This window comes from Collinsella sp. wc0583 (assembly GCF_046116915.1).
Taxonomy (GTDB): Bacteria; Actinomycetota; Coriobacteriia; order Coriobacteriales; family Coriobacteriaceae; genus Collinsella.
On record NZ_JBJXBN010000002.1, the window covers coordinates 45,411 to 71,180 of the forward strand.

The 25,770-nt window shown below is 60.6% G+C and carries 19 protein-coding genes, 2 tRNA genes and 1 pseudogene; 17 read left to right on the forward strand and 5 right to left on the reverse strand.

The window, feature by feature from the left end:
• The first annotated feature begins 22 nt into the window (after nt 1-22).
• Nucleotides 23-1,861, forward strand: a complete 1,839-nt coding sequence (gene typA, locus ACKUUJ_RS01955; RefSeq protein ID WP_006235837.1) for a translational GTPase TypA — start codon at nt 23-25, stop codon at nt 1,859-1,861.
• Between the two features lie 128 nt (nt 1,862-1,989).
• Here the strand turns inward: typA and ACKUUJ_RS01960 are convergent, their stop codons facing one another.
• The 4 genes from ACKUUJ_RS01960 to ACKUUJ_RS01975 all read right to left on the reverse strand — a co-directional run bounded on the left by ACKUUJ_RS01960 (nt 1,990) and on the right by ACKUUJ_RS01975 (nt 4,589).
• Nucleotides 1,990-3,135 carry a hypothetical protein gene (locus ACKUUJ_RS01960; protein ID WP_409064483.1) on the reverse strand — a complete coding sequence of 382 codons (1,146 nt, stop codon included), beginning with the start codon at nt 3,133-3,135 and terminating at the stop codon, nt 1,990-1,992.
• 106 nt (nt 3,136-3,241) lie between these two features.
• Complete coding sequence (locus tag ACKUUJ_RS01965; protein WP_390396261.1) at nt 3,242-3,931, reverse strand: trimeric intracellular cation channel family protein; 690 nt, start codon at nt 3,929-3,931, stop codon at nt 3,242-3,244.
• A gap of 428 nt (nt 3,932-4,359) precedes the next feature.
• Nucleotides 4,360-4,450, reverse strand: a tRNA-Ser gene (locus ACKUUJ_RS01970).
• A 48-nt stretch (nt 4,451-4,498) separates the two neighbouring features.
• Nucleotides 4,499-4,589, reverse strand: a tRNA-Ser gene (locus ACKUUJ_RS01975).
• A gap of 506 nt (nt 4,590-5,095) precedes the next feature.
• On the opposite strand from ACKUUJ_RS01975, the gene rpsF reads away from it, so the two are divergent.
• The 15 genes and pseudogenes from rpsF (at nt 5,096) to ACKUUJ_RS02050 (ending at nt 22,315) form a co-directional block, all read left to right on the forward strand.
• Nucleotides 5,096-5,389 (forward strand): 30S ribosomal protein S6, encoded by a 294-nt coding sequence (gene rpsF, locus ACKUUJ_RS01980; RefSeq protein ID WP_006235831.1) that lies wholly within the window; start codon nt 5,096-5,098, stop codon nt 5,387-5,389.
• A gap of 48 nt (nt 5,390-5,437) precedes the next feature.
• Nucleotides 5,438-5,890: a single-stranded DNA-binding protein gene (locus ACKUUJ_RS01985; RefSeq protein WP_006235830.1), complete on the forward strand. Its 453-nt coding sequence runs from the start codon at nt 5,438-5,440 to the stop codon at nt 5,888-5,890.
• Between the two features lie 72 nt (nt 5,891-5,962).
• Nucleotides 5,963-6,229 carry a 30S ribosomal protein S18 gene (gene rpsR / locus ACKUUJ_RS01990; protein WP_117778657.1) on the forward strand — a complete coding sequence of 89 codons (267 nt, stop codon included), beginning with the start codon at nt 5,963-5,965 and terminating at the stop codon, nt 6,227-6,229.
• A 15-nt stretch (nt 6,230-6,244) separates the two neighbouring features.
• The gene (rplI, locus tag ACKUUJ_RS01995; protein ID WP_118080028.1) at nt 6,245-6,784 is read left to right on the forward strand and encodes a 50S ribosomal protein L9; all 540 of its coding nucleotides are present in this window, start codon (nt 6,245-6,247) and stop codon (nt 6,782-6,784) included.
• A 217-nt stretch (nt 6,785-7,001) separates the two neighbouring features.
• Nucleotides 7,002-8,399, forward strand: coding sequence for a replicative DNA helicase (gene dnaB / locus ACKUUJ_RS02000; protein ID WP_409064606.1), 1,398 nt, complete (start codon nt 7,002-7,004; stop codon nt 8,397-8,399).
• A 91-nt stretch (nt 8,400-8,490) separates the two neighbouring features.
• On the forward strand, nt 8,491-9,777 hold the full coding sequence (locus tag ACKUUJ_RS02005) for an adenylosuccinate synthase (protein ID WP_409064484.1): 1,287 nt from the start codon (nt 8,491-8,493) through the stop codon (nt 9,775-9,777).
• Nucleotides 9,778-9,895: 118 nt separating this feature from the next.
• Nucleotides 9,896-11,191: pseudogene (purD, locus tag ACKUUJ_RS02010) on the forward strand (phosphoribosylamine--glycine ligase); the annotation flags it as partial.
• 30 nt (nt 11,192-11,221) lie between these two features.
• Nucleotides 11,222-11,917: an NUDIX domain-containing protein gene (locus ACKUUJ_RS02015; protein WP_409064607.1), complete on the forward strand. Its 696-nt coding sequence runs from the start codon at nt 11,222-11,224 to the stop codon at nt 11,915-11,917.
• A 184-nt stretch (nt 11,918-12,101) separates the two neighbouring features.
• Nucleotides 12,102-13,874: an ABC transporter ATP-binding protein gene (locus ACKUUJ_RS02020; RefSeq protein ID WP_409064485.1), complete on the forward strand. Its 1,773-nt coding sequence runs from the start codon at nt 12,102-12,104 to the stop codon at nt 13,872-13,874.
• Between the two features lie 19 nt (nt 13,875-13,893).
• Nucleotides 13,894-14,859 (forward strand): hypothetical protein, encoded by a 966-nt coding sequence (locus tag ACKUUJ_RS02025; RefSeq protein WP_409064486.1) that lies wholly within the window; start codon nt 13,894-13,896, stop codon nt 14,857-14,859.
• Between the two features lie 297 nt (nt 14,860-15,156).
• A complete protein-coding gene (gene carA / locus ACKUUJ_RS02030; RefSeq protein ID WP_409064487.1) occupies nt 15,157-16,602 on the forward strand; it encodes a glutamine-hydrolyzing carbamoyl-phosphate synthase small subunit in 1,446 nt (481 codons plus the stop codon).
• Between the two features lies 1 nt (nt 16,603).
• Nucleotides 16,604-19,918 (forward strand): carbamoyl-phosphate synthase large subunit, encoded by a 3,315-nt coding sequence (gene carB, locus ACKUUJ_RS02035; RefSeq protein ID WP_409064488.1) that lies wholly within the window; start codon nt 16,604-16,606, stop codon nt 19,916-19,918.
• A 438-nt stretch (nt 19,919-20,356) separates the two neighbouring features.
• Nucleotides 20,357-20,821: a 5-(carboxyamino)imidazole ribonucleotide mutase gene (purE, locus tag ACKUUJ_RS02040; RefSeq protein ID WP_006235810.1), complete on the forward strand. Its 465-nt coding sequence runs from the start codon at nt 20,357-20,359 to the stop codon at nt 20,819-20,821.
• A gap of 36 nt (nt 20,822-20,857) precedes the next feature.
• Nucleotides 20,858-21,862, forward strand: a complete 1,005-nt coding sequence (locus tag ACKUUJ_RS02045; protein ID WP_409064489.1) for a sortase domain-bontaining protein — start codon at nt 20,858-20,860, stop codon at nt 21,860-21,862.
• Between the two features lie 3 nt (nt 21,863-21,865).
• Complete coding sequence (locus ACKUUJ_RS02050; RefSeq protein WP_409064490.1) at nt 21,866-22,315, forward strand: molybdenum cofactor biosynthesis protein MoaE; 450 nt, start codon at nt 21,866-21,868, stop codon at nt 22,313-22,315.
• Nucleotides 22,316-22,424: 109 nt separating this feature from the next.
• On the opposite strand, the gene ACKUUJ_RS02055 is transcribed toward ACKUUJ_RS02050, so the two are convergent.
• Nucleotides 22,425-23,654, reverse strand: coding sequence for a putative ABC transporter permease (locus ACKUUJ_RS02055; protein ID WP_409064491.1), 1,230 nt, complete (start codon nt 23,652-23,654; stop codon nt 22,425-22,427).
• Between the two features lie 294 nt (nt 23,655-23,948).
• Between ACKUUJ_RS02055 and purF the strand changes: the two genes are divergently transcribed.
• Nucleotides 23,949-25,619: an amidophosphoribosyltransferase gene (gene purF / locus ACKUUJ_RS02060; protein WP_409064492.1), complete on the forward strand. Its 1,671-nt coding sequence runs from the start codon at nt 23,949-23,951 to the stop codon at nt 25,617-25,619.
• Nucleotides 25,620-25,770: the final 151 nt, after the last annotated feature.

Genomic DNA, 25,770 nt, shown 5'->3' on the forward strand with positions numbered 1-25,770 from the left:
AGATAGAAGATAGGGGAACTACATGCGCGTAGACAATCTGAGGAACATCGCCATCATCGCTCACGTCGACCACGGCAAGACGACGATGGTCGACAAGCTCCTGCGTGCCACGGACGCCTTCCGTGCCAACCAGCAGGTCGAGGACCGCGTCCTGGATTCTAACGACCAGGAGCGCGAGCGCGGCATTACGATTCTCGCCAAGAACATCTCTATCGAGTACAAGGACGTTAAGATCAACGTCATCGACACCCCGGGCCACGCTGACTTTGGCGGCGAGGTCGAGCGCGTGCTGCGTATGGCCGACGGCGCCCTGCTGCTGGTCGATGCCTTTGAGGGCCCCATGCCCCAGACCCGCTTCGTGCTGCGTCACGCCATCGACACCGGCCTCAAGATCATGATCGTCATCAACAAGATCGACCGTCCGGGCGCCAACCCCGAGAAGGCCTACAACGACTGCCTGGACCTGATGGCCGACCTGGGCGCCACCGACGACCAGCTTGAGTTCGCCATGGAGCACGTGGTCTACGCCAGCGCCATGAATGGCTTTGCCCGCCTTGACCCCAACGACGGCAACATGGACATGTATCCGCTGCTCGATATGATCATCGACGACATGCCCGCGCCCGAGGTTGACGAGAACGCCCCGCTGGCCATGCAGTGTGTGACCATCGACCACTCCAACTTCGTTGGCCGCATCGGTATCGGTCGCGTGTACTCCGGCACCATTCACCAGGGCGATCAGATCCTGGTCGTCAAGAACGACGGTTCCAGCGCTACCGCTACCGTCAAGCAGCTCTTTACTTTCGACTACCTGGGTCGCACCGAGTGCCAGGAAGTCGGCGCCGGTGATATCGCCGCCGTCGTGGGCATCGACCGCACCGATATCGGCGATGTCTACACCGATCCCGAGAACCCCGTTGAGCTCGAACCCATCGAGATCGACCCGCCGACCCTGTCCATCGTCTTTGAGGCTTCGACCTCCCCGCTCGTCGGCCGCGACGGCGACATCGTGGGTGCCCGTCAGCTCAAGGAGCGCCTGTTCAACGAGGCCGAGAACAACGTGACCATGAAGATCGAGGAGCTCGAGGACAAGAGCGGCGTCGAGGTCTCGGGCCGCGGCATTCTGCACCTGTCCGTCCTGATGGAGTCCATGCGTCGCGAGGGCTTTGAGTTCCAGGTCGGCCGTCCCCGCGTTCTGTTTAAGAAGGACGAGAACGGCAATAAGATGGAGCCCGTCGAGCAGGCCGTCGTCGAGTGCCCGGACGAGTATTCGGGCAAGGTCGTTGAGGTCTTCGGCACCTCCGGCGGCATCATGACGAGCATGGATACCTCGGGTATCGTGACGCACCTCGAGTTTAAGATCCCGACCCGCGGCATCATGGGTCTTAAGAACCGCATCATGAACGTCACTCACGGCGAGGGCGTGTTCTACCACACCTTCCTGGAGTACGGCCCCTATGCCGGCGAGATCGGCAACCGCCAGAACGGCGCCATGATCTCCATGACCACCGAGAAAGCCGTTGCCTACGCTCTGGGCACGCTGCAGGAGCGCGGCCAGCTGTTTGTTGAGCCGGGTACCGAGTGCTACGAGGGCATGATCGTGGGCGAGCGCAGCAAGGCCGGCGACATGGTCGTCAACATCGCCCGTACCAAGAACCTGGGCAACCAGCGTTCCTCGACCTCCGATATCTCCGTCCAGCTGGTGCCGCCCCGCACCTTCTCGCTGGAGGAGGCGCTGGAGTACATCGCCGACGACGAGCTGGTGGAGATCACTCCCAAGAACATCCGCCTGCGCAAGCGTCTGCTCAATGCCACCGACCGCAAGAAGGCCGCCGTCCGCGCCGGTCAGGTCAACAAATAAGCGCTGAGCTTTATAGCGACTAACAAGAAAGGGCGCCGACCATCGCGGTCGGTGCCCTTTTTTGTGTACAGGGATTGAGTTGGTCTGCACCCCCACAAAGGTGCCTGTCCCCTTTGTGGGGCTGACGGCTAGGCGGTGGGGAGTCCTGGCGTGTTGGAGGCTTGTTGCGGCTTGAGGCGGGCGTTGCGCCAGATGATCTGGATGACGTAGCCGAGCGTAAAGACGAAGGCTACGCCGCTGACAAAGCTGCCCATAAGGGGAAGTGCCGTGAGTACGCCCGCGGCGATACCGCCCATGGCGGCCATGGCGTAGCGGTTCTGGTTGTGTCCGACCATGCGTGCGATCGCGGTGCCCGTAAATGCCGCCGAGACCAGAGCGATGCCGATCACGGCGCACATGAGAGCTCCGGCGAGCGACAGACCTGCAATCGAGATGGTGAGCAGCAGGACGGCGGGAACGGCGGCCACCGTGCCCAAAAGACCGCTCACCCACAGAGGGGTAGGTCGTTGACGAAGCATGCCGGCGGCGCTGGCGGTCGCGCGCGGAAGGACGAGCTCGAGGAGGATTGCGACAAAGCAGGTAGAAAGCGCCGCGGCGACGATGCCGCCGATGGTGTCGTTAATCGTTGAGGTGTCCTCGTTCTCGGTGCGGTCGATCTTGAGGGCTCCGACCTGAGCGCCCTCGGCCCGCTCGGGATCCTCGGAGATGTGGGCGTTCACCGTGCCGGTGATGCGGGCATTTTTGCCCAAGACGAGCTTATCGGCCCAGACCTCGATATCGCCATCGACGGTGCCGTCGATGGTTACCGTACTGCCCGCGAGCGCTGCCGACTTGGCGGAGCCACGCAGGGCAACCGTCTCGCCCATCGCGTAAAAACAGTTGGCGGTGCTACCGGTGTTGAGCACGACGTGCTGACCGGCTACCGTCACGCTGCCATCGATTGCGGTTTTGGAGATATCGATGGTGCGCGCCGCCAGGCGAATGGCGCCGCCTACGGTGCAGTCGCGAATCGATAGGCTGTCGCCTGCCGCGATAATATCGCGGCCGATGGAGGCATCGTCCAGGTTAAGGCTTTGGCCAGCCCAGTACAGGTCGCCCTCGGCGCCAGACGGATTTGAGTCAGCTTCGGTTGCGAGTACGTTGCCCGCGGTGTCTGTGCCGGCGAACGACGCCGTGGGAAGTACGGTCAGCGCAAGCGCAATCAGTACGAATAGGAGGGCGATGCGGGCCTGCGCTTTGTGGCGCTTGGTCGACGGTTCTAGGTTGCAAGGCATAGTGAATCCTTCGTTAGATACTCGGCATATATCTAACAGGGTACCCAACGTGCGAGCGCTCTAAAAGAACCTCTCGGTTGCATTTCGAAAGGTCGTGCCGTGCTATCTACTTTTTGCGATGTAAAAAGTGCGCGATGTCTTCTTCGGTGGGGCTTTTGATGTCAAAGCGCAGCGAGAGCCAGCGCAGACCCATGGTCACGATAACGCATACGACCAGCGCGGCGACATTGCTGACCAAGCCACTCATGACGAGGCTTACATAGCTTGCCGATCCGGCGATGGCCGCGATGGCATAAAAGTTGGTGCGTTGGAAAATGCCCGGAACCACGCCCATAAAGCCGTCGCGCAGCATGCCGCCGCCCACCGCGGTGAAAAAGCCCATCATGATGCAAACGACGGGTGCAAATCCGTAGACCAGTGCCTTGTCTGCGCCGGTTGCCGCATAGATGCCGACCGAGATGATGTCGAGCAGGGGGATGAGTTTGTCGGGCTTATCGACGATTGCCGGGAAGATGTAAATGATGGCCGCCGTGGCGATGGAGAGCGGCAGCGCCATTGGCTGGTTGAGGATGTAGACGTTGCCGACCTGGAGTGTCATGTCGCGCAAAAGACCGCCGCCCAGACCGCAGACTACCGCGAGTGCGACCGCGCCCACCAGGTCGAGCTTGTGTTCGCGCGCAACCAGCACACCCGAGATCGATGCGGCGACAACGGCGAACATCTCGAGCCAAAATGGGATAGCGACCATGGCATCCGAGGCATGTGAGGTAACGGTTATGGCGGCGACGACGGGCAAGATGGGGTCCTTTGAGTTACGGGATTGGACAATGCCCGTACATAGTACATGTTCGGCGACGATCGCGACCCTATTGCTCGGCAAACGGTCGGGACTGGGTACGGTCATAGGGCCCAAGCATGTACATCACCCTCCAAAGATGTCGAACAATGCCGTTTTTGGAGGGTGATGTACGTGTTTGGGGATCTGGGTTGATGCTGAATGCGATGGGGGCGTGGCTGAATAGGAGGGATGTCCAAATTTTGAGCGGAGCTCAAAATTTATTCGGTCGGCTTGCGCCGACCGCGCTGCGCTAAAAACGCGCCACCGGCGCGTTTTCTTTACGCTCCGCGCCCTGGCGGGTTCGAATCCCTCCTCCTCCGCCGTATTTATTTGTAAGGGACTCAAAACAAAAAAGCCCCCATTCCCGGGAGCTTTCTCAACCAAAATGGCGGAGGAGGAGGGATTCGAACCCTCGTGACCTTATACAGGCCAAACGGTTTTCGAGACCGCCGCATTCAACCACTCTGCCACCCCTCCGCGTGGGGTAAAAACAAAGCAGGCACTAAGGCCTGCTTTGGAATTAACTGGCGGAGAGTCAGGGATTTGAACCCTGGAGACGCTTTTGACGCCTACACGATTTCCAATCGTGCTCCTTCGGCCACTCGGACAACTCTCCGTTAAATGCGAAAGTCAGTATACACGAGGAATCGAAAAGTGCAAACAGAAAACTTGGCATTTTTTAAAGCGCTCGCTCCGCACCCGTATCCGGCATGTGCCAGATGAGTACTAAAAAAGCATCCTGACCAGCCAGATCCCGCTCGATGATCTGTTCAAAATAGGTATTCATGAATGACGTGGCAGCGAATTTAAAAATTTTGAGGCAATCGATCGAACCGGTGGTATGCATTTCGTGACCACAACCCTGCAATCGGCGACCTGCGGTTTGACTCAGGTTGTCCTCGCCGCAGCGTATCCTGCTATCGAATTTGTCAAGCTCTTGGTCAGCATTTGGTTGGAATACGCGAGAAGTGCCGTGTAAGCATGGGTATATGTGGAGGTCATGAGGTTGTAGCTGTATATTCTTGCAGCCTGGGAGGTTGAAAGATATTATTACCAAGTCTTTTCCTGCTTCAGGCGCACCTTCACGACCTGAAGCCACATTTGCCCAGAGGAGGTGACAATATGAAGGCTTATGAACTGCTGTTCTTTGTTGACCCGTCGCTCGACCCCGAGACTCGTCTCGCTGTTATGAAGCGTATCGATACCACGATCGCTGAGGGCGCTGGCAAGGTCGACTCCGTTGACGAGTGGGGCAAGCGCAAGCTCGCCTACGAGATCAACGACCTCACCGATGGTGACTACACCCTCATCAACTTCCACGCAGATCCTACCCAGATCGCCGAGCTTGATCGCGTCCTGCGCATCACCGACGCTGTGGTCCGCCACATGATCGTCCGTCGCGACGACCAGGAGTAAGACTGTCGTTTTGGACTGGGCTTGTGCCCCAAGAGGAAGTAGTGAGTTATGAGCATCAATCGAGTGAACATCACCGGTAACCTCACCCGCGATCCCGAGCTGCGCGCCACCGCCGGCGGAACCCAGGTTCTGTCCTTTGGCGTCGCCGTGAACGATCGTCGCCGCAACGCGCAGACTGGCGAGTGGGAGGACTATCCCAACTTTGTCGACTGCACTATGTTCGGCACCCGCGCCGAGGCCGTGAGCCGTTTCCTGGCAAAGGGAAACAAGGTCGCGATCGAGGGCAAGCTGCGCTACAGCTCTTGGGAGCGCGACGGTCAGCGCAGGAGCAAGCTTGAGGTCATCGTCGATGAGATCGAGTTTATGAGCTCCCGTGGTGGCCAGGGTGGCTACGATCAGGGCGGTTACGCCCCCGCAGCTCCCGCGCCCGCAGCACGTCCTGCCGCACCGGTGGCTACGCCGCCCGCGGTCGACGTCTACGATGAGGACATCCCGTTCTAAGGGTTGTTCACCTATTTTTGAGTGAGAGGCGGCTTCGGCTCGCCGAAGTTGCCAAACGAAAGGTATTTTGACATGGCTAATGATTATTCTGCACGTCAGCCGCGTCGTAAGTACTGCCAGTTCTGCAAGGAGAACACTGAGTTCATCGACTATAAGGACACTCAGCTTCTCCGTAAGTACATGACCGACCGTGGCAAGATCAAGCCCCGTCGCGTCACTGGCGCTTGCACGCAGCATCAGCATGACATCGCCAACGCCATCAAGCGCGCCCGCGAGATGGCTCTCCTGCCGTACACCGTCCCCGTGGTTTCCTCTCGTGGCAACCGCGACCGCGGCTAAGAAGGGAGACGCATCATGAAGGTTATTCTTCTCGATGAGATCAAGGGCAAGGGCGGCGAGGGTGACGTCGTAGAGGTCGCTCAGGGTTACGCTGAGAACTTCCTGTTCCCCAAGAAGCTCGCTGTTGCCGCCACCAAGGGCAACCTCAAGCAGCTTGACGAGCGTCGCAACAACATCGCCAAGCGCGAGGCCGTCCGTCTGGCTACCGCCAACGAGACCAAGGCTGCCTTCGAGGGCAAGCAGGTCACCGTTGACGTCAAGGTTGGCGACGAGGGCATCCTCTTTGGCTCCGTTACCGCCGCTATGATCGCTGACGCCATCAAGGATCAGCTCGGTATGGATATCGACCGCAAGCGCGTCGAGCTCGGTAAGCCCATCAAGGTTGCCGGTGCCCACACCGTCGCTATCTCGCTGTACCGCGAGATCAAGGCCGAGGTTGTCGTTCTCGTCGGCGTTACCGCCGAGGAGCTCGCTGCCGAGGCTGAGGTTGAGGAGACCGCTGAGGTCGCCGAGACCGAGACCGCCGAGGTCGAGACCGAGGCTGCTGCCGAGTAGCATTTGCTGCAACGCAACAATCTTGTTCTAAGAAGGGCGCTCTGGGAGACCAGGGCGCCCTTTTATTTTTTGCGCCGGGTGAGTTCATAGCAGTCATTGAGATGCGGTCCCGTGTATAGGACCGTTCATCCGTTTGGTTCGGTGATGATTGCCAAGGCGCGGCTCGATTTATAGCCGTGGCTGATACTATGGATGCTCGCAAGCGATATGAATGAGGATGCTCATGGCATATGACGATAGGGAGACGGGGCTGACGGTCGAGGACCGTGGCTCCAAGTTGGGTCTCCCCCAAAACCAAGATGCAGAGGCCAACGTGCTGGCCGCTATGCTGCTCTCGCCCGATGTGGTCGAAGAGGCCCAGGTCGAGCTGCAGCCCGATGACTTCTACCGGCCCATTCATAAGACCATCTATACCGCGATGGTCGATATGTATAACAGTCGCATCCCCATTGACTCTATCTCGCTGATCGATTACCTGCGAAGCATCAACAAGCTCGATGCCGTGGGCGGCGAGGCGTACATTTTGGAGCTGATGGGACAGACTCTGTCGCTCGTCAACTGGCAGCACCATGCCGCCATCGTTCGCCGCGACTCGATGCTGCGCGAGCTGATTGGCGCCACCAACGAGATCAACGCGCTGGCCTACAACGCCCCCACCGACACCAAAGAGGTCGTGGAGCTGGCCGAGAGCAAACTGCTCAAGGTCACGGCGCGTGAGGTTAAGTCGAGCTACAAGACGCTGACCGAGTTTATGGTCGAGGCCTATAACGAGGCCGAGGAAGTGTGCAAGGCTGGCGGTCAGGCTGCAGGCGTGCCCACGGGCTTCCCGTCGCTCGACCGTATGCTCATGGGCTTCCGCGAGGGCCAGCTCATCATTATCGGCGCCCGCCCCGCCGTGGGTAAGACGTCGTTCGCCCTGAACTTGGCACTCAATGCCGCCGCCGCTGGCTATACCGTCGGCTTCTTCTCGCTGGAGATGTCGGGCAAGGAAATTGCCCAGCGTCTGATTTGCGCCTATGCCATGATCTCGATCAGCGACTTCCGTACGGGTCGCATTAGCCCCGAGCAGTGGGCCAACATCAATGAGGCCACGCAGACGCTGTCCAAGCTCGATATTCTGATTGACGATACGCCCGGCACCACGGTGACCGAGATTCGCGCCAAGAGCCGCCGCATGCTCCATAACAAGGAGAAGGCCATCATCATCCTGGACTACTTGCAGCTGGTGAGCCCCCCGCCGGGACGTCGTTCCGAGAGCCGCACCGTCGAGGTCTCCGAGATGTCGCGTGGCCTGAAGATTATGGCCAAGGAGCTCAAGATTCCGCTGATCGCGCTGTCGCAGCTGTCGCGTCAGGTTGAATCCCGTACCGGCAAGCGCCCGCAGCTGTCCGACCTGCGTGAATCGGGCTCCATCGAGCAGGATGCCGATATCGTCATGTTCTTGGACCGATCCGCCGACGAGGCCGAGGCCTCGCGCGACGACCGACCCGACGAGGGCGTTACGCGTATCGTCGTGGCCAAGAACCGTTCGGGCCCGATTGGCGACGTCGACCTGATGTTCCTGCCGGCATCCACCAAGTTCTATGAGCTTGATGGGGCGCATACCGAGGAGTAGGACAGGCGCCCGTTGCACGGGTATACTGGGAATGTTTTGTGCTTCTGCGCACTTGCGGTGTGCGGACAGTCCATGAATGTGAGGAGTAAACATGCCGTCAACCGTTTTGGTCGGTGCCCAGTGGGGCGATGAGGGCAAGGGTAAGATCTGCGACCTGGTCGCCGGCGACTTTGATGCCGTCGTGCGCTATTCGGGCGGCAACAACGCCGGCCACACCATCGTCGTCAACGGCAAGAAGTACGGCCTGCACCAGGTGCCCTCCGGCATCATGTATTCCGACCACGTGTCGGTGATCGGTAACGGCTGCGTCGTCAACCCCAAGGTCGTCCTTGAGGAGATCGACATGTTCGAGGCCGACGGCATCACCACCAAGAATCTCAAGATCAGCGGCAACGCGCATGTCATCATGCCGTACCACATCGATCTGGATGGCGCCTTTGAGCAGAAGCTCGGCAAGAAGAACATCGGTACCACCAAGCGCGGCATCGGTCCGTGCTACCAAGACAAGATGGCCCGCATCGGCCTGCGTATGCAGGACATGCTGGACGAGGCGCTGTTCCGCGATAAGCTGGAGACCGCTCTTGCCCGCGTGAACCCCGAGCTGGAGCTCATCTACCACCTGCCCACCTACACTGTGGATCAGATTTGCGACGAGTACCTGCCTATGGCCGAGCGCCTGCGCCCCTACATCACCGAGACGAGCCTGCTGCTCAACAACATGATTGATGAGGGCAAGGATTTGCTGTTTGAGGGCGCCCAGGCGACGCTGCTCGACATCGATCACGGCACCTATCCGTACGTGACGTCTTCTAACTGCACCGCCGGCGGCGCCATTACCGGTTCCGGCGTCGGCATGAAGAACGTCGACCGCGTGCTAGGCGTCATGAAGGCCTATATCACCCGCGTCGGTTCGGGCCCCATGCCCACCGAGCTTTCCTATGAGACCGAGGCCGGCCACACGCTGACCGAGGAGGGCCACGAGTACGGCGTGACCACCGGTCGCCGTCGTCGTTGCGGCTGGTTTGACGGCCCTATCGCCAACTATGCCTCGCGCGTCAACGGCCTCACCGATATCGCCGTGACCAAGCTCGACGTGCTTTCGGCCTTCGACACCATTAAGGTGTGCGTTGCCTATGACGTCGACGGCGAGCGCTACACGAGCGTGCCCGAGCACCAGGTGCGTTTTGAGCATGCCAAGCCCATCTACGAGGAGCTCCCTGGCTGGAAGTGCGACATCACCGGCTGCCGCAGCTTTGATGAGCTGCCGCAGGAGGCTCAGGACTACGTGGCGTTTATCGAGGATCTGGCACACACCCGCGTGACGTTCATCGGCGTTGGCGCCGGTCGCGAGCAGATCATCAACCGATTCTGGAAGTAATCGGCGTTATTTGGTTATTGCGATATACCCCTTTGCAGTCCAGATGGGCGGCCGAGGGGTATATTTGCTTGTAATAGGCCCGCGCGGAGCGGGCCGGTAATCCATAGAGGAGGCACCCTTGAAGGCGGACACTCAAACCATCGACATCCTGTTGTTGGGCAGCGGCGGCCGCGAGCATGCTCTGGCAGCCAAGCTCGCAGCATCACCGCGCGCCGGCAAGCTCTACATCGCGCCGGGTAACGGCGGCACCGCGAGCTGCGGCGAGAATGTGGTTCTCGACGATTGCGATCCTGCGGCCGTGGCGGCGTTTGCCCAGAGCCATGGATGCGGACTCGTGGTGATTGGCCCCGAGGCTCCGCTCGTGGCGGGCGTTGCAGACGCCGTCCGCGCGGCGGGCATCCCGTGCTTTGGCCCGGGTGCCGAGGGCGCCCAGATGGAGGGCTCTAAGCTGTTCTCCAAGCAGCTCATGGAGCGCGCCGGTATCCCGACGGCAGCCTATGGCTCATTTACCGACGAGGCTTCGGCTCTTGCCTATGTGCGCGAGCAGGGCGCTCCGCTGGTCGTCAAGGCCGACGGCCTTGCCGCGGGCAAGGGCGTTATCGTGGCAACCGAGCTTTCGCAGGCCGAGGAGGCTGTGCGTGAGTGTTTTGGCGGCACCTTTGGCGATGCCGGCAACACGGTGGTCATCGAGGAGATGCTGACCGGCCCCGAGTGCTCGCTGCTGGCCTTTACCGACGGCAAGACCGTGCGTCCCATGGCCACCTCGCAGGATCACAAGCGTGCGCTCGAGGGCGACAAGGGCCCCAACACGGGCGGCATGGGCGTCTACAGCCCGGTGCCCATCGTGACCGACGAGGAGCACGCCACCATGGTGAAGGTCATGGAGCAGACCGTGGCAGAGCTCGCTGCCGAGGGTATCGACTATCGCGGCTGCCTGTACGGCGGCTTTATGCTCACCCCTGCCGGCCCCAAGGTGCTGGAGTTCAATGCCCGCTTTGGCGATCCTGAGACGCAGGTCGTGCTGCCGCGCCTTAAGAACGACCTGGTCGAGGTCATGCTGGCTTGCGCCAACTGCGAGCTCGATCAGGTTGAACTCGATTGGCGTGACGAGTGGGCCGTTGCCGTTGTCCTGACGAGCGCGGGCTATCCCGGCAGCTACGAGAAGGGCAAGGTCATTACCGGTATCGAGGATGCCGAGGCCATGGAGAACGTGACGGTGTACCACGCCGGCACCGCTGTGGTGGACGGCAAGCTCGTGACCAACGGCGGTCGTGTACTCGCCGTGACCGCACTGGGCGATACGTTCGAGAACGCTCGCGACCTTGCCTACGAGGCCTGCGAGAAGATCAACTTTGAGGGCAAGACCCTGCGTCACGACATTGGTCTGCGCGCACTGCGCGGCCGCGATGCCTGGGATGCCCAAAATCCGAGAGGAATGAGACGGATGGACGAGAAGAACGAAGAGCTCGTGGACGCGCAGATCGTCGAGGAAGACGGCCGCGTGTATGGGCACGCCGAGGGCGAGCCTGGTGGCGAGGTCGCTGACGAGCCGGCGCTGGTGCTGGGGGACGAAGACCCGCATGACGCCCTGCTGCACGAGAAGATTCTTTCGGAGGAGTGCGCCTGGAAGGGCAAGATCCTCGACGTCCACCGTCTTGAGGTTGAGCTGCCCAACGGTCACCGCAGCGCCCGCGATATCGTTCGCCATCCGGGTGCGGCGGCCGTTGTGGCACTGACCGAGAGTGGCAAGATCGTGCTGGTACGTCAGTATCGCACCGCCATCGACCGCGTGACGGTCGAGATTCCCGCCGGCAAGCTCGATCCGGGCGAGGACCCGCTCGATTGCGCCAAGCGCGAGCTGCATGAGGAGACGGGCTTTAGGGCTGGTCGCATTCGCTTTTTGACGTCGATTGTCACGACCTGCGGTTTTTGCGACGAGATCATTCACATCTACCTGGCCACCAAGCTCGAGTTTGATGCGCCCGACCCCGACGATGACGAGTTTGTCAACGTCGACCTGGTGCCACTGCATGAGCTGATCGACGCCGTGCTCGACGGCAAGATCGAAGACGCCAAGACCGTCGTGGGTGCCTTGGCTTGCGACAGCATTGCTCATCGTTTGGGTGGAGCGGAACTTTAACGAGCGGGGATGACCCCGCAGGTTTGTGTAAATCAGCGAAAGTGCTCCATTTGAGGCAAGGTGGCCTAAAAGAGGAGGGAAGCGTATGGATATACGCGACCGACGATTGAAGGCCAGATTGTCCAAATGGAGCACTTGCAGCGTCGAGACGAAACGCGGTTTGGTAAAACCGCGTAAGGTGACTATGTTTAAGAGGTTTCTTTCGTATTACAAGCCCCAGATGGGGCTTTTTGTTGCTGATACTCTTTGTGCTCTGGTGCTTGCCGCCATTGACCTGGCGTTCCCCATTATCTTGCGCAATCTGACCGGCGGGCTCTTTACCCAGGGTCAGGCTGCTATTATGCAGGCGCTCGGTATGATCGCGGTGGGACTGGTGCTGATGTATGTCATCCGCTGCGCCTGCCGCTACTTTGTGAGCTATTGGGGCCACGTGATGGGCGCGCGCATGGAGTCCAAAATGCGCGAGGACCTGTTCGATCAGTACGAACGGTTTAGCTTTGCGTACTTCGATCGCAACAGCTCGGGCGACATGATGAGCCGCGTGGTCAATGACCTGTTCGATATCTGCGAGGCGGCGCACCACGTGCCCGAATGGATCATTATTTGCGGCATCGAGATTATCGGCTCGTTTGTGATTCTGTTTACCATCGCGCCGGTGCTCGCACTCGCCATGGCTGTGGTTACGGTGGTGTTCGCGGTCATTATGTTTTGGCAGAATATGCGCATGCGCGAGGTCTTTAGCGATAACCGCAAAAAGATTAGCGGCATCAACGCGCAACTGCAGGACTCGCTGGCGGGCATGCGTGTGGTCAAGAGCTTTGCCAATGAGCAGACCGAGCGCTCTAAGTTTCGTGCCTCGAACAATCGCTACCTTTCGTCCAAGGAGAACATGTATCACGCCATGGGCGTCTATACCGCGACGTATGGCCTGCTCTCGGGCGTGCTCTATGTGATCGTGGTGCTCCTCGGCGGTTGGCTCGTTGCCCAGGGTCAGCTGCAGGCGGTCGATATGGCAACCTTCGCGCTCTACATTTCGCTGTTCTGCACGCCGCTCGAGACGCTCGTTAATTCGGCCGAGACGTATCAGAAAGCCATCGCCGGCTTTAAGCGCATGGATGAGGTGCTCTCGACTGTCCCCGATATTCAGGATAAGCCGGGTGCTGCGGATCTGCAGGTGACGGCTGGTGCTGTGGAATACCGCGACGTGTGCTTTAGCTACGAGGATGTTGAATTGGGCGAGCGCGGCGCCGACGGACGCCCTGTTATCGACCACATGGACCTGTCCATCAAGCCCGGTCAGACCATCGCTTTGGTTGGTCCCTCGGGCGGCGGCAAATCGACGACTTGTTCGCTGTTGCCGCGCTTTTACGACGTTGCCGCCGGCTCCATTAGCATCGACGGCCAGGATGTGCGCGACGTGACGCAGCATAGTCTGCGCCGTGCCATCGGCCTGGTGCAGCAAGATGTGTACCTGTTTGATGGAACGATCGGCGAGAACATCGCCTACGGCAAGCCGGGCGCCACGGCAGAAGAGATCGCCGAAGCGGCCCGCCGCGCCAATATTGATACCTTTATCGAATCGCTTCCGCAGGGCTACGACACCGTGGTGGGCGAGCGCGGCAGCCGTCTTTCGGGTGGTCAAAAGCAGCGCGTCGCCATCGCGCGCGTTTTTCTCAAGAATCCCAAGATCCTTATTTTGGATGAGGCGACGAGTGCCCTGGATAACGAGAGCGAGGAAGCGGTGCAGGAGTCGCTCGAAGAGCTGGCACGCGGCCGTACCACGATCATCATCGCCCACCGTCTCTCGACTATTAAGCATGCTGACGAGATTGCGACCGTTGAGCATGGTCGCGTTGTGGAACGTGGCACGCACGAGGAGCTTCTCGCCCGTGGCGGCACCTATGCCCGTTACTATCGAATGCAGTTCGAAGGTGCGCGTGCGCACGAGCTCGACTGATTGATATGACAGGAAGATCATGGCTGATAAGAACCCTTTGACTCCGGAAGAAGTGACGGAGTTATTCTCCGAAATCGATGCATCCGGCGTCTTGGATCCTACGCTCGCCAAAAAGCGCACCGAGCGCATGCGCGAGAAAGAGGCCGCCGTCAAGCGCGGCGACAAGGCGACGCTGGCGCGGCTGCGCAGCGAGGATCGCGCGAGCCAGGCAAAACATATCGACCCGCTGTCCGAGGACGACCCTTCGGGCTCGCAGGTGAGCCATACCATTACGAAGACCGCCATGGCCGTGGTTATCGGCATTTTGGTGCTGATTGTTGGCATGCAGATTGGCTACGGCGTGATGCGACGTCTGAATACCGCGAACCTTTCCGAAAGTGTTTCGGTGGATACCGTTTCGACCGCGCTCAAGGGTGGACTTGAATGGGGCAATGGCTTTACGCAGTTCCCGCTCGATTTTACCGTCGACGAGGCAGATGAGCGCACGGGCACGGTTGAGGTGACGGTGCTGGACACGTCTTCTGCCAATGAACTCGAGCTGCTGTCCAACGGTCAGATTCAGGCGGCGGCGCTCGCAACCAATGCCCTGCTCAACGACAAGATCGACCGTGTGGTGTATAACGTTCACGCCTATATCGACGAGGACAGCAGGATCCAGCATGATTCCTTCTTTGGCATGTTTCCTGCTCAGGGGCACCAAAGCGCCATCCTGACGTTCGTTTGGACCAAGAGCTCGTCCAACGCCACGAGTATCGACTGGAAGATGCGCATCGTAAGCATGGACGACACCATTGCCGAGCGCATTCAAAAACAGGTCAACTCGGTTTCATCGCTGATCGAGGACCCGGTGGTGAGCCAGACCAAGATCACGGAGGAGCAGGCCGAGCGCGATCTTGAGCATCGTCTGCACGGTCGAGAGATCTTCCGCGGCGGAAAGCTCGATCGCACGCCGTCCGAGCTGCTGGAGCAGGACAAGCAAAAGTAGTCCGCAGCCACATAGAACGATGTCATCCCGCGTGAGCCGCAAGCCCACGCGGGATGATTTTTCTGGGACGGGGATTAAAAAATCATTCTGTCATGTATGCAGTTGGCGACAAAGCCCTGCTTTCAGAATGATTTTTTAATCCCCGTCCCAGAAAAATCATTATGCACAGGAAGTCATAATTATCATTTTGTAAACAATTCTATGTAATTAATGCCATGGGCGATGCTTGCGGTTAGAATACCGCGAGGCCTAACTACACACCTTTAAGCCGGTCCTGTGAGACCGGGAAGGAGAACTATGGCGAACAACCATATTGCGGGCGCTGCCGCCCGCACCATCGCGCCCAGCGAGCTGTGCCAGCGTATGCTGGCTAAAACCAGCAAGGGCACCTGCGGTCCCTGCATCCTGTATCTTGAGGATGGGACCATTTTTTATGGCCGTGCATGTGGTGCCGAGGGTACCGCAACCGGCGAGGTCTGCTTTAACACGTCGCTCGAGGGCTACTTTGAGGTCATGACCGACCCGAGCTATGCCGGTCAAATCGTAACCATGACCTATCCGCAGATCGGCAACTACGGCATTGACGAGACCGACGTCCAGTCGGCCTTCCCCGGCGATACCGCTCGCCCCGCGAGCGCTCCCGCCATGCGTGGCATGGTCGTCCGCGACATGTGCGCCACGCCTTCTAACTGGCGCTCGACTGTCAGCGTGCCGGAGTACCTGCGTGCATACGGCATCGTCGCTATCGAGGGCGTCGACACCCGCGCTCTCGTGCGCCACCTGCGCGACAACGGTTCCAAGATGGGCATAATCTCGACGGAGATCTTCGACGTCGACGAGCTTGCTGAACGCCTGTCCGCCGCGCCCACGCTGGTCGGCGAGAACCTGGTCAAGACCGTGGGCTGCCCTGAGCCCCACGCTTTTGCTGCGAGCGACCTGCCCGCTACGCATGACTTTGCGCTTGCCCCTGCCGCTCCTGCCCGCCACAAAGTGGTTGCCTACGACTGCGGCGTGAAGCGCGGCATTCTGGAGGGCCTGGTCCGTGCCGGCTGCGACCTGACCGTCGTGCCGTGGGATACGCCCGCCCAGCAGGTGCTCGACATGAATCCCGATGGCGTTTTTTTGTCCAATGGCCCCGGCGACCCCGATGCCGTGGTGGAGACCTACGAGCAGGTGCAGCAGCTGATCGGCAAGGTGCCGGTTTTTGGCATCTGCCTCGGTCACCAGATGATCAGCTTGGCGTGCGGCGCTCAGATGGAAAAGCTTAAGTTCGGTCACCGTGGTGGCAACCAGCCGGTTATGAATCTGGTCAGCCGCCGCGTGGAGATCACCGCGCAAAACCACGGCTTTGGCCTGTTGTTCCCCAGCTTGGGCAAGCTTGTCCCCGAGCTTTCGGGCGGCGAGACCGAGCACGCGGCCGATGGCGATCTGCGCGTCTGGGTGCGCCGCGGTATCGCGCCGGTCGTGATGAACGAGCGTTTCGGCCGCATTCGCCTGACGCATGTGAATCTCAATGACGGCACCGCCGAGGGCATCCAGCTGCTCGACGCGCCGTGCTTCTCGGTGCAGTACCACCCCGAGGCCTCACCTGGCCCCACCGATGCTCACTATCTCTTTACCGCCTTTACGCGACTCATGGACGGCGAGGAAAACTATCTGGACATCGATACCGCCAAGGACCGCCTGCAGGGCTGGAATTTCGCCGACGATGGTTCCGCCGCGACCGAGACCGAGGAGAACTAACATGCCTAAACGTACCGACATCAAGCGTATCCTCGTCATTGGCTCGGGCCCCATCGTCATTGGCCAGGCCTGCGAGTTCGATTACTCCGGCGCCCAGGCCTGCAAGGTGCTCAAGGAGGATGGCTTTGAGGTCATCCTGGTCAACTCCAACCCGGCGACCATCATGACCGACCCGGGCTTGGCCGACCGCACCTATGTCGAGCCCATCACTGCCGAATTTATCGAGCGCGTGATCAAGAAGGAGCGCCCGGACGCGCTGCTGCCCACGCTGGGCGGCCAGACCGGTCTGAATGCCGCCGTCGAGCTGGCAAAGGACGGCACACTCGACACGTACGGCGTCGAGATGATCGGCTGTGACCTTGCCGCCATCGAGCGCGGTGAGGACCGTAAGCTCTTTAACGAGGCCATGGCCGAGATCGGCCTGGAGGTCGCGCGCTCGGGCTATGCCTACAGCGTGGCTGACGCCGAGGCCATCGCCGAGCGTGTGGGCTATCCCTGCGTGCTGCGTCCGAGCTTTACCTTGGGCGGCGCCGGTGGTGGCATCGCGCATACTCACGAGGAACTCGTCTCCATCGTGAGCCAGGGCCTTGAACTCTCGCCTGCCCATGAAGTGCTGGTCGAGGAGTCCATCGAGGGCTGGAAAGAGTACGAGATGGAGGTCATGCGCGACCACGCCGGCAACGGCATCATCGTGTGCTCCATCGAGAACCTCGACCCCATGGGCGTGCATACCGGTGACTCCATCACCGTGGCGCCGGCGCAGACCCTCTCCGACCTTGAGTATCAGCGCATGCGCGTCGCCTCGCTCGCCATCCTGGAGAAGATCGGCGTCGAGACCGGCGGCTCCAACGTGCAGTTTGCCGTGAATCCCCAAACCGGCCGCCTGATTGTCATCGAGATGAACCCGCGCGTGAGCCGTTCGTCCGCGCTGGCCTCCAAGGCCACGGGTTTCCCCATCGCCAAGGCCGCCGCTCGCCTGGCCGTGGGCTATACGCTCGACGAGATCGTCAACGACATCACCAAGGCCACGCCCGCCTGCTTTGAGCCCACGATCGACTACTGTGTGGTCAAGGTGCCACGCTTTGCCTTCGAGAAGTTCAAGGGCACCGACCCCACGCTCACCACGCGCATGAAGGCCGTGGGCGAGATCATGGCGATCGGCCGCACCTTTGAGGAGGCCTTTGGCAAGGCCATGCGCTCGCTGGAGGACGGGCACCAGGGTATTTGCGCCGGTGGCAAGGAGGGCGCCGATAAGCTGAGCGACGATGAACTCGCCCAGGCCGTGGGCACCCCGACTGAGCACCGCATCTTCTTTGTGGTCGAGGCCCTGCGCCGTGGCTGGGATGTTGCGCGCATCCACGCCATCTGCGGTATCGATCCGTGGTATCTCAACCGCATCAACGATATGGTGCGGGTCCAGGAGAGCGTTCGCGGCCTGCGCGTGGAGGACGTTGACGCCGACGCGATGCGCCTGCTCAAGCAGTATGGCACGAGCGATGCCGAGATTGCCGCGCTGACCGGCTCGGATGAGCGTTTTGTTCGCGCTTACCGTAAGGGTCTGGGCGTGGTTCCCAGCATGAAGACGGTCGACACCTGCGCCGCCGAGTTCTCGAGTGCCACGGAATACCACTATAAGACCTACGAGAACATCTACCGTACGAGCCCGATCGCCAAGAAGTGCGTTGCCCCCGACGAGACCACGCCGGCAAGCAAGCCCAAGGCGATGATTCTGGGTGCCGGTCCCAACCGTATCGGCCAGGGTATCGAGTTTGACTACTGCTGCGTGCACGCGAGCTATGCGCTGGCGGCCCGCGGCTTCGAGACCATCATGGTCAACTGCAACCCAGAGACCGTCTCGACCGACTACGACACGTCAGACCGCCTGTACTTTGAGCCGCTCACCTACGAGGACGTCATGGACGTTATCGACGTTGAGCGTCCCGACGGCGTCGTAGTGACGCTCGGCGGTCAGACCCCGCTTAAACTGGCACGCATGCTCGAGGAGAGCGGCGTGAACATCATGGGTACCAAGCCCGACGCCATCGATTTTGCCGAGGACCGCGAGCGTTTTGCCGCCCTGCTCGACAAGCTGGGCATTATGTACCCGCCGGCGGGCCAGGCCACCTCGTTTGAGGAGGCCGAAGCCGTTGCCGCGCACATTGGCTACCCGCTGCTGGTGCGTCCGAGCTATGTGCTGGGCGGTCGCGGCATGATGATCGCCTACGATGCCGAGCATCTGCGCGATTACATGGCCGAGGCTGCGCGCATTAGCCCCGACTACCCGGTGTATCTCGATCGCTTCCTGGAGGGTGCGATCGAGTCCGACGTCGACGCCCTGTGCGACGGCGAGGAGGTCTACATCGGCGGCATCCTGGAGCATATCGAGGAGGCCGGTATCCACTCCGGTGACTCTGCGACCTGCATTCCGCCGTTCAGCTTTAGCGAGAGCCTGCAGGCGAAGCTTCGCGAGACCACGCGCCGCATCGCGATGGCGCTGGGAGTCCGCGGTCTGGTCAACGTGCAGTATGCCATCAAGGGCGAGACTGTTTACGTGATCGAGGCCAACCCGCGTGCCAGCCGTACCGTGCCGTTCATCTCCAAGGCCACCGGCGTGCCGCTGGCCAAGTGCGCGGCGCGTATCATGACGGGCGATTCCATCGCGAGCCTGGGCCTGCCGAGCGACGAGCGTCAGCTGGACTGGTTCTGCATGAAAGAAGCCGTTATGCCCTGGGGTCGTTTCCCGGGAGCCGACGTTATCCTGGGACCCGAGATGAAGTCGACGGGCGAGGTCATGGGTATCGCCAAGAGCTATCCCGAAGCATATGCCAAGACGCAGCTGGCGATTGACTACAAGCTGCCCGACCCGAGTTGCGGTAAGGTGTTCATCAGCGTGTGCGATCGTGATAAGCGCCATATCCTTTCGGTCGCCCGTATCCTGCGCTACTTGGGCTTTGACATCTGCTCTACCGAGGGTACGGCGCGCGTGCTGCGCGGAGGCAACGTGACGTGTGAGGTCGTGGAAAAGATCAGCGGCCCGCACGACGGCGAGCGTCCCAACATCGGTGACCTCATCGCCGATGGCAAGATCGCGGTGATTATCAACACACCGTACGGCCCGGGCTCGCGTGGCGACGGCTATCTGTTGCGCACCGAGGCGGTGCGCCGCGGCGTGACTTGCGTGACCGCGATGTCTGCCGCCAACACGTACGTGAGTGCCATCGAGGCGGTGCGTGAGGACCAGCAGGGTCACGGCAGCGCCAACGACATGGGCATGGACGTCATCGCCCTGCAGGACCTGCCGCAGCACACGGTGTAGGTCGAGCTGTCCGGCCGGGGCGGGAGCCGGACACTTTCTCTCGGAAACTGGGCTTCGCGAAGTTTTCCGAGAGAAAGGACCGCCCCCCGCCCCAGCCTGCGGTGACTCGGCTGCACCGTGTGCTGCAGAAGGGGCTTTGCGCGATGACTAGGGCTGAATAAAAAGTGAGTGTGGGCTCCGCCGTTCGTTCGAACGGCGGAGCCCACGTTAATATTTCAGCCAACGTACGTCATAGCAATCCCCGGTAGGTCCCCGGGTGCCCCGCGGCGGGCTGGGTTTATTATCTGAGCGACTTTGCGAAGCAAGGGGAGCGAAGATAAAAACCCAGCCCGCCGCGGGGCACCCGGGGACCGCAGGGACGGGAGCAGCTATACTACTCTCAGTAGTTAAGGGTCGCGGATCCGCCGCGTCGCCGCTCTCAACAGGAGGTCTTTGTTTATGGCAGATCAAAAGCCGGTCGTCGGGATCATCATGGGTTCCAAGTCCGATCTGGGCGTTATGGAAGGCTGCACCGCCGAGCTCGAGGCGCTTGGTGTGCCCTATGAGCTCGTCATTGCGAGCGCACACCGCACGCCGGCAAAGGTCCACGAGTGGGCCTCGACTGCTGCCGATCGCGGTATTAAAGTGATTATCGCCGCCGCCGGCAAGGCCGCTCACTTGGGTGGTGTCGTGGCTGCCTTTACGCCGCTGCCGGTTATCGGTGTGCCTATGAAGACGAGTGACCTGGGCGGTATGGATTCGCTGCTGTCGATGGTGCAGATGCCTTCGGGCGTGCCCGTGGCCTGCGTTGCCATCAACGGCGCCAAGAACGCCGCCATCTATGCCACGCAGATTCTGGGTGCTTGCGACCCCGAGTACCGCAAGGTTATCGAGAAGATGAAGCAGGAGATGGCCGACGCCTAAGCGACTTGCCGTTCCGCTGTAATCATAGGGAGAGTCATGTCCGACTATCAGGGAAAACGTTTTTCGGCTTCTCAGATCCCCGATCCATCCAAGTCGGGATCGGCCCGCTCCATGCAGCAGGGTCGGGCATTCTCTCCTCAGCAGGCTCGTGCACCGCGCCCCGTAACGCCGACGTCCCATCGCCGTCAGGATACACCGGCTGCGTATCGCCCCTCGTCATATGGCACGGCAAAGAAGCGGACCCGGACGACGAGGCAACCGAGCGGCGCTCCGTCCAGCTACACCGAGCCGCCGCGTAAGAAGCGCCGCTCCATCATCCCCATTCTGCTCATCATCGTGGGCATCGGTCTGATTGTCGCCGCCGCCGCCATCTTTATCAATGCTCAGATTGGCTATAAGCAGGCGAGCGATTCATACCAGAAAATCGAGAAGCAATATGTAAGCGATAAGGACGCCAGCGGCGTGCCGATTATCGACTTCGATGCGCTTGCTCAGACAAACCCCGAGATTGTGGGTTGGATTTACGTGCCGGGAACCAACATCAACTATCCCGTGGTGCAGACCAACAACAACTCCAAATACCTCAACACGCTGTTCGACGGTACGGCCAATGCGTCCGGGGCCATTTTCCTGGATAGCGATGACACCGCGCCGGGAATGGTTGACCAGCAGACCACGATCTACGGCCACCACATGAATGACGGGTCGATGTTCAACGTGATTTCGGACACCACCGACCAAGCGACATTCGATAGCATCGAGTACGTGTATTACATCACGCGCGATGCAACGTATAAGCTGCGACCGCTGGCGACCAAGGTCGTCGAGGATACGTATGCCAAGGCGCGCACGCCTAATTTTGAGGGTGACGACGGGCTCAAGAACTACCTGTCCGAGATGCTCGACGGTGCTTCGGCAGTGGCGAGTGATGCAGGCAATCGCGCTGCTTCGGCAACCAAGGTCGTGACGCTCGTGACCTGTCGCTCGCTGTCATTTAGCAATACGCGCGCCGTCATGGTGCTCACGCCGGTCGAGGAATAGATAATGGGCTACTCAATGACGGTGAAAGGGGAAATGATGCTCGAGAATGGCAAAACGATGCCTTCGGTTGATGCTTGGCTGCGCGAGGCCAAGGCCGATGCTTCGGCGGCAGGCTGTGGGATGTATCTGACGCATAACGGTGTGGTGCGCGCGACGCCCAAGTCCGAGGCGCGCGGTGTCGAGACCGATGGCGTGGCGCCGGGCCACAAGGTGGGCGGCATGGTGTTCGGCTTCGATGCTCAGAAGGTGCAGGCTGCTATCGAGGCCACGAGCGCGATGCCGGGTATCGGCTATGTGCGCGTGTGGCTGGCAAGCGGCGAGCTCGCCGTGGGTGACGACATCATGCTCGTGCTCATTGGCGGAGACATTCGTCCGCACGTGGTCGATGCCCTGCAGTCGCTTGTCGGCACCATCAAGAATGAATGCGTGAACGAGGTAGAGCGCGAGGCATAGGGCTTTGCGATCGATTCGAGCCCATCTGTAGCAAGAGCCCGCTGGCAGTTAGATTGAACTGCCAGCGGGCTTACTTGTCCGTTGGAACCGACCTGCAGCAGCGCCAGCGCTATACGCGTGTGGCGTCCTTGGGGCTCATGGTCATGCTCTGGAAGCGATTCTCCATAAAGTCATTATCGAAGTACTTGCCGTAGAACTGCGCAACGGGAATATCCGGTTCCGTGCCGTTGACGCGCTGATACCAATAATCGAGCGACTGCAGCGTCATAACGCCATCGACCAGAATAATGATGGTGAAGATGACGGTGGCCGAGTAGCGGCTCTTCCACGGAATCATGTTGATGAGCTTGAGCAGCCTCGGCAGCAGCAGCTTGATCCAGATGAGGCCACCCAGGCCCCACAGACAGGCGAAGCCCGTGCAGGTGCGTCCGCCCGTGAGGACCACGAGCGGGTCGGGCATACCGAACAGCGTTATGTGCGAGTAGCTCCACGAGACCACGCCAAACGCGGTCTGCATAAACCAGCCCACGAACACCTCAAAGCTGGCGCCGAGCAGGGCGCTCACCAGGAAAATGATGATGGGGTTCTTTTTATAGAAGCGGTTGAGCACCATGGTCATGAGCACGGCACCAAAGCCGTAGATGGGGCTGAAGGGGCCAAACAGCATACCGGCGCGGTCCTGGTAGACACCCGGATCGTTGACGGTCATATGCCAGATATCCTCCAGGACCAGGCCGAGCACGCAGCAGACAAAGAATACCCAGAACAGGTTGAAGTAGTTGAGCTTGATGTAGCCCTCGCCGGTTTCATCGCGCCCGAGCATGCCCTCGGCGGCGGCGTCGCGGTCGAGCATCTCCTGCAGGCGGCGCTGCAGCTCGCGCTCCTGGCGCAGTGTGGGGTCGACGGTGGCCGAAAGCGCGACGAGGATGCCGAGCTGGATGGCAGGGCGCAGCAAGAAGGGCCCGATGCCCTGGAGCATCACGTCAACCAAAAGCTCGACGACGGTAAACGCGATAAGGGTATAGGACAGACGGGCGGCATTGCGGCGCTGGTTCTTGATGAGGTCCAGGCCAAAGATGATCAAGATGACGGCACTGGCAGCCGAGAGCATGATGCCGGCGACAATCAGTCCGACCGCGACGAGCGTGTTGTCGCCGAGCTTGGCGGCGGCGTTGCCGTTGATGAGTGCGGTGATGACCTGCCACATAAAGGCGCCGACCGACGGGAGCGTGCCCACGCCGGACAGGATGCACAGGACGGCGTATACCTTAATGATGAGGGGGATCTTCTTGACCTCCGTGGCGCTGGGGACGCTGGGGTCGAGTTCGTTTCGATCCATACATAACCTTTCTCGTTTTGCTGTAGGCACAAGGATACGCCGCCGACCTGCCAAAAGACAGGACGAACGTCCCAATTGCAACAATGTAAGTCCTAACGGCGGGCGAAGCGTGGCGTAGTGAGGGTCGGCGTGGCACTGCCACCCACGTCGTGAAGCCAAATAAATGTTTGGCAACAAAACTGATTATTAGCTCGGTGGGCTTTTAAAAAGCGCTGCTCATGCGCTGGGGAGCGCGTCGCGCCGTGCGTATAATAAGGCGGGTAACGCCAAAATACGAGGCTCTGAGGGGATGCCATGTCTCAAGAAACCATCTGCGCGGCCGAGCGCGCCGCGGGACAGGTGAAGACCATGTCGACGTATGATCCGGACTCCGACCAGCTGCATGAGGAATGTGGCATTTTCGGCGTATGGGCGCCCGATCGCGATGTGGCTCGACTGACGTACTTTGGCCTGCGTGCGCTGCAGCACCGTGGCCAGGAATCGGCGGGAATCGCCGTGGGTGACGGCGGCACGGTTATGGTCCGCAAGGATCTGGGGCTGCTCGACCGTGTGTTCTCCAACGCCGACCTGTCGACGCTCTCCGGCCAGCTGGCCGTGGGCCACGTGCGCTATGGCACCGCCGGCGCCAAGAGCTGGGAAGCCTCGCAGCCGCATCTTTCCACCATCAACAGCGTCATTATCGCGCTTGCTCACAACGGTACCCTCGTCAACACCGACGAGCTGCGCCGCCAGCTGATCGAGCTGGGCGTGCCGTTCCTCTCCAATTCGGATTCCGAGGTCGCGACCAAGCTTATCGGCTACTTTACCCAGCGCACGGGTCATCTGCGCGAGGGCATTCGCAAGACCATGGAGCTCGTGCGCGGCGGCTACGCCATGACGCTCATCAACGAGCAGGCGCTCTACGCATTCCGCGATCCGCACGGCATTCGCCCGCTCGTGCTGGGCAAGCTGGTGGACGAAGGTCTGGACCAGGCCGATGCCGCTTCTGTTTCGCAGCTGCCCTCGCAAGACGGTGCCTCGACGGTCGACTCCGCCGTCCATGTCACGCGCGCCGGCGGCTGGGTCGTTGCCTCCGAGACGTGCGCGCTCGACATCGTGGGCGCCGAGTACGTCCGTGACGTCCGTCCCGGCGAGATTTTGCGCATCAGCGCCGAGGGTCTGGTATCCGAGCAGGGCGTGCCTGCAGCCGAAGAGCCCGCAAACTGCATCTTTGAGCAGGTCTACTTTGCCCGCCCCGACTCCATCATGAACGGCAAGAGCGTCTATGCCTGCCGTTACGACATGGGTCGTCAGCTGGCACACGAAGAGCCCGTCGAGGCCGACCTGGTCATCGGCGTGCCCGACTCCGGCCTGCCGCCTGCGGAGGGCTATTCGCACGAGAGCGGCATTCCCTTTGGCGAGGGCCTTATCAAGAACCGTTACGTGGGCCGTACGTTTATCGAGCCTACGCAGGAGTTGCGCGCCATGGGCGTGCGCATGAAGCTTAACCCGCTGCGCGACAACATCGAGGGCAAGCGCCTGGTCGTCATCGACGACTCCATCGTGCGCGGCACCACCATGGTGCAGCTCGTCAAGATGCTGCGCAACGCTGGCGCCAAGGAGATTCATATCCGCATCAACTCGCCCGAGGTCATCTGGCCATGCTTCTACGGTATCGATACCGACGTGCAGTCGCAGCTTATCAGCGCCAACAAGACGGTCGACGAGATTTGCGAGTATATCGGCGCCGATTCGCTGGCCTTCCTTTCGGTCGAGGGCCTGCTTAAGGTCATGCCCAAAGGCGGTTACTGCGATGCGTGCTTTACCGGCCGCTACCCCGTGGCGATTCCCGAGAGCTTTGGCCGCGACAAGTTCATGGAGGGCTTTAAGCCCCGCAACCTGGACAAGCCGCTGCATGTTGATGACGACGCCGTGGTCGAGAAATACGACGACCGCAGTTGGGAAGAGGAGCACGGCGAGGCCTAAAACCTGCCATGTAGGGACAGGTTTATTTTGGTAGGTTTTACCTGCTGTTTTGTTGATATGGCGGCGCGTGCTGTTATGGCGCGCGCCGAAATGAACGCAACTATGAGCACCGTTTGGCGCACGCGCGGCGCCACGGTAGTGGGAGAGGAAG

Excerpts from the sequence above, each read along its gene's own strand:
- typA (WP_006235837.1), top strand. The coding sequence starts at position 23 with ATGCGCGTAGACAATCTGAGGAACATCGCCATCATCGCTCACGTCGAC.
- ACKUUJ_RS01960 (WP_409064483.1), bottom strand. The coding sequence starts at position 3,135 with ATGCCTTGCAACCTAGAACCGTCGACCAAGCGCCACAAAGCGCAGGCC.
- rpsF (WP_006235831.1), top strand. The coding sequence starts at position 5,096 with ATGAAGGCTTATGAACTGCTGTTCTTTGTTGACCCGTCGCTCGACCCC.
- ACKUUJ_RS01985 (WP_006235830.1), top strand. The coding sequence starts at position 5,438 with ATGAGCATCAATCGAGTGAACATCACCGGTAACCTCACCCGCGATCCC.
- rpsR (WP_117778657.1), top strand. The coding sequence starts at position 5,963 with ATGGCTAATGATTATTCTGCACGTCAGCCGCGTCGTAAGTACTGCCAG.
- rplI (WP_118080028.1), top strand. The coding sequence starts at position 6,245 with ATGAAGGTTATTCTTCTCGATGAGATCAAGGGCAAGGGCGGCGAGGGT.
- dnaB (WP_409064606.1), top strand. The coding sequence starts at position 7,002 with ATGCTCATGGCATATGACGATAGGGAGACGGGGCTGACGGTCGAGGAC.
- ACKUUJ_RS02005 (WP_409064484.1), top strand. The coding sequence starts at position 8,491 with ATGCCGTCAACCGTTTTGGTCGGTGCCCAGTGGGGCGATGAGGGCAAG.
- ACKUUJ_RS02015 (WP_409064607.1), top strand. The coding sequence starts at position 11,222 with ATGGACGAGAAGAACGAAGAGCTCGTGGACGCGCAGATCGTCGAGGAA.
- ACKUUJ_RS02020 (WP_409064485.1), top strand. The coding sequence starts at position 12,102 with ATGTTTAAGAGGTTTCTTTCGTATTACAAGCCCCAGATGGGGCTTTTT.
- ACKUUJ_RS02025 (WP_409064486.1), top strand. The coding sequence starts at position 13,894 with ATGGCTGATAAGAACCCTTTGACTCCGGAAGAAGTGACGGAGTTATTC.
- carA (WP_409064487.1), top strand. The coding sequence starts at position 15,157 with ATGGCGAACAACCATATTGCGGGCGCTGCCGCCCGCACCATCGCGCCC.
- carB (WP_409064488.1), top strand. The coding sequence starts at position 16,604 with ATGCCTAAACGTACCGACATCAAGCGTATCCTCGTCATTGGCTCGGGC.
- purE (WP_006235810.1), top strand. The coding sequence starts at position 20,357 with ATGGCAGATCAAAAGCCGGTCGTCGGGATCATCATGGGTTCCAAGTCC.
- ACKUUJ_RS02045 (WP_409064489.1), top strand. The coding sequence starts at position 20,858 with ATGTCCGACTATCAGGGAAAACGTTTTTCGGCTTCTCAGATCCCCGAT.
- ACKUUJ_RS02050 (WP_409064490.1), top strand. The coding sequence starts at position 21,866 with ATGGGCTACTCAATGACGGTGAAAGGGGAAATGATGCTCGAGAATGGC.
- ACKUUJ_RS02055 (WP_409064491.1), bottom strand. The coding sequence starts at position 23,654 with ATGGATCGAAACGAACTCGACCCCAGCGTCCCCAGCGCCACGGAGGTC.
- purF (WP_409064492.1), top strand. The coding sequence starts at position 23,949 with ATGTCTCAAGAAACCATCTGCGCGGCCGAGCGCGCCGCGGGACAGGTG.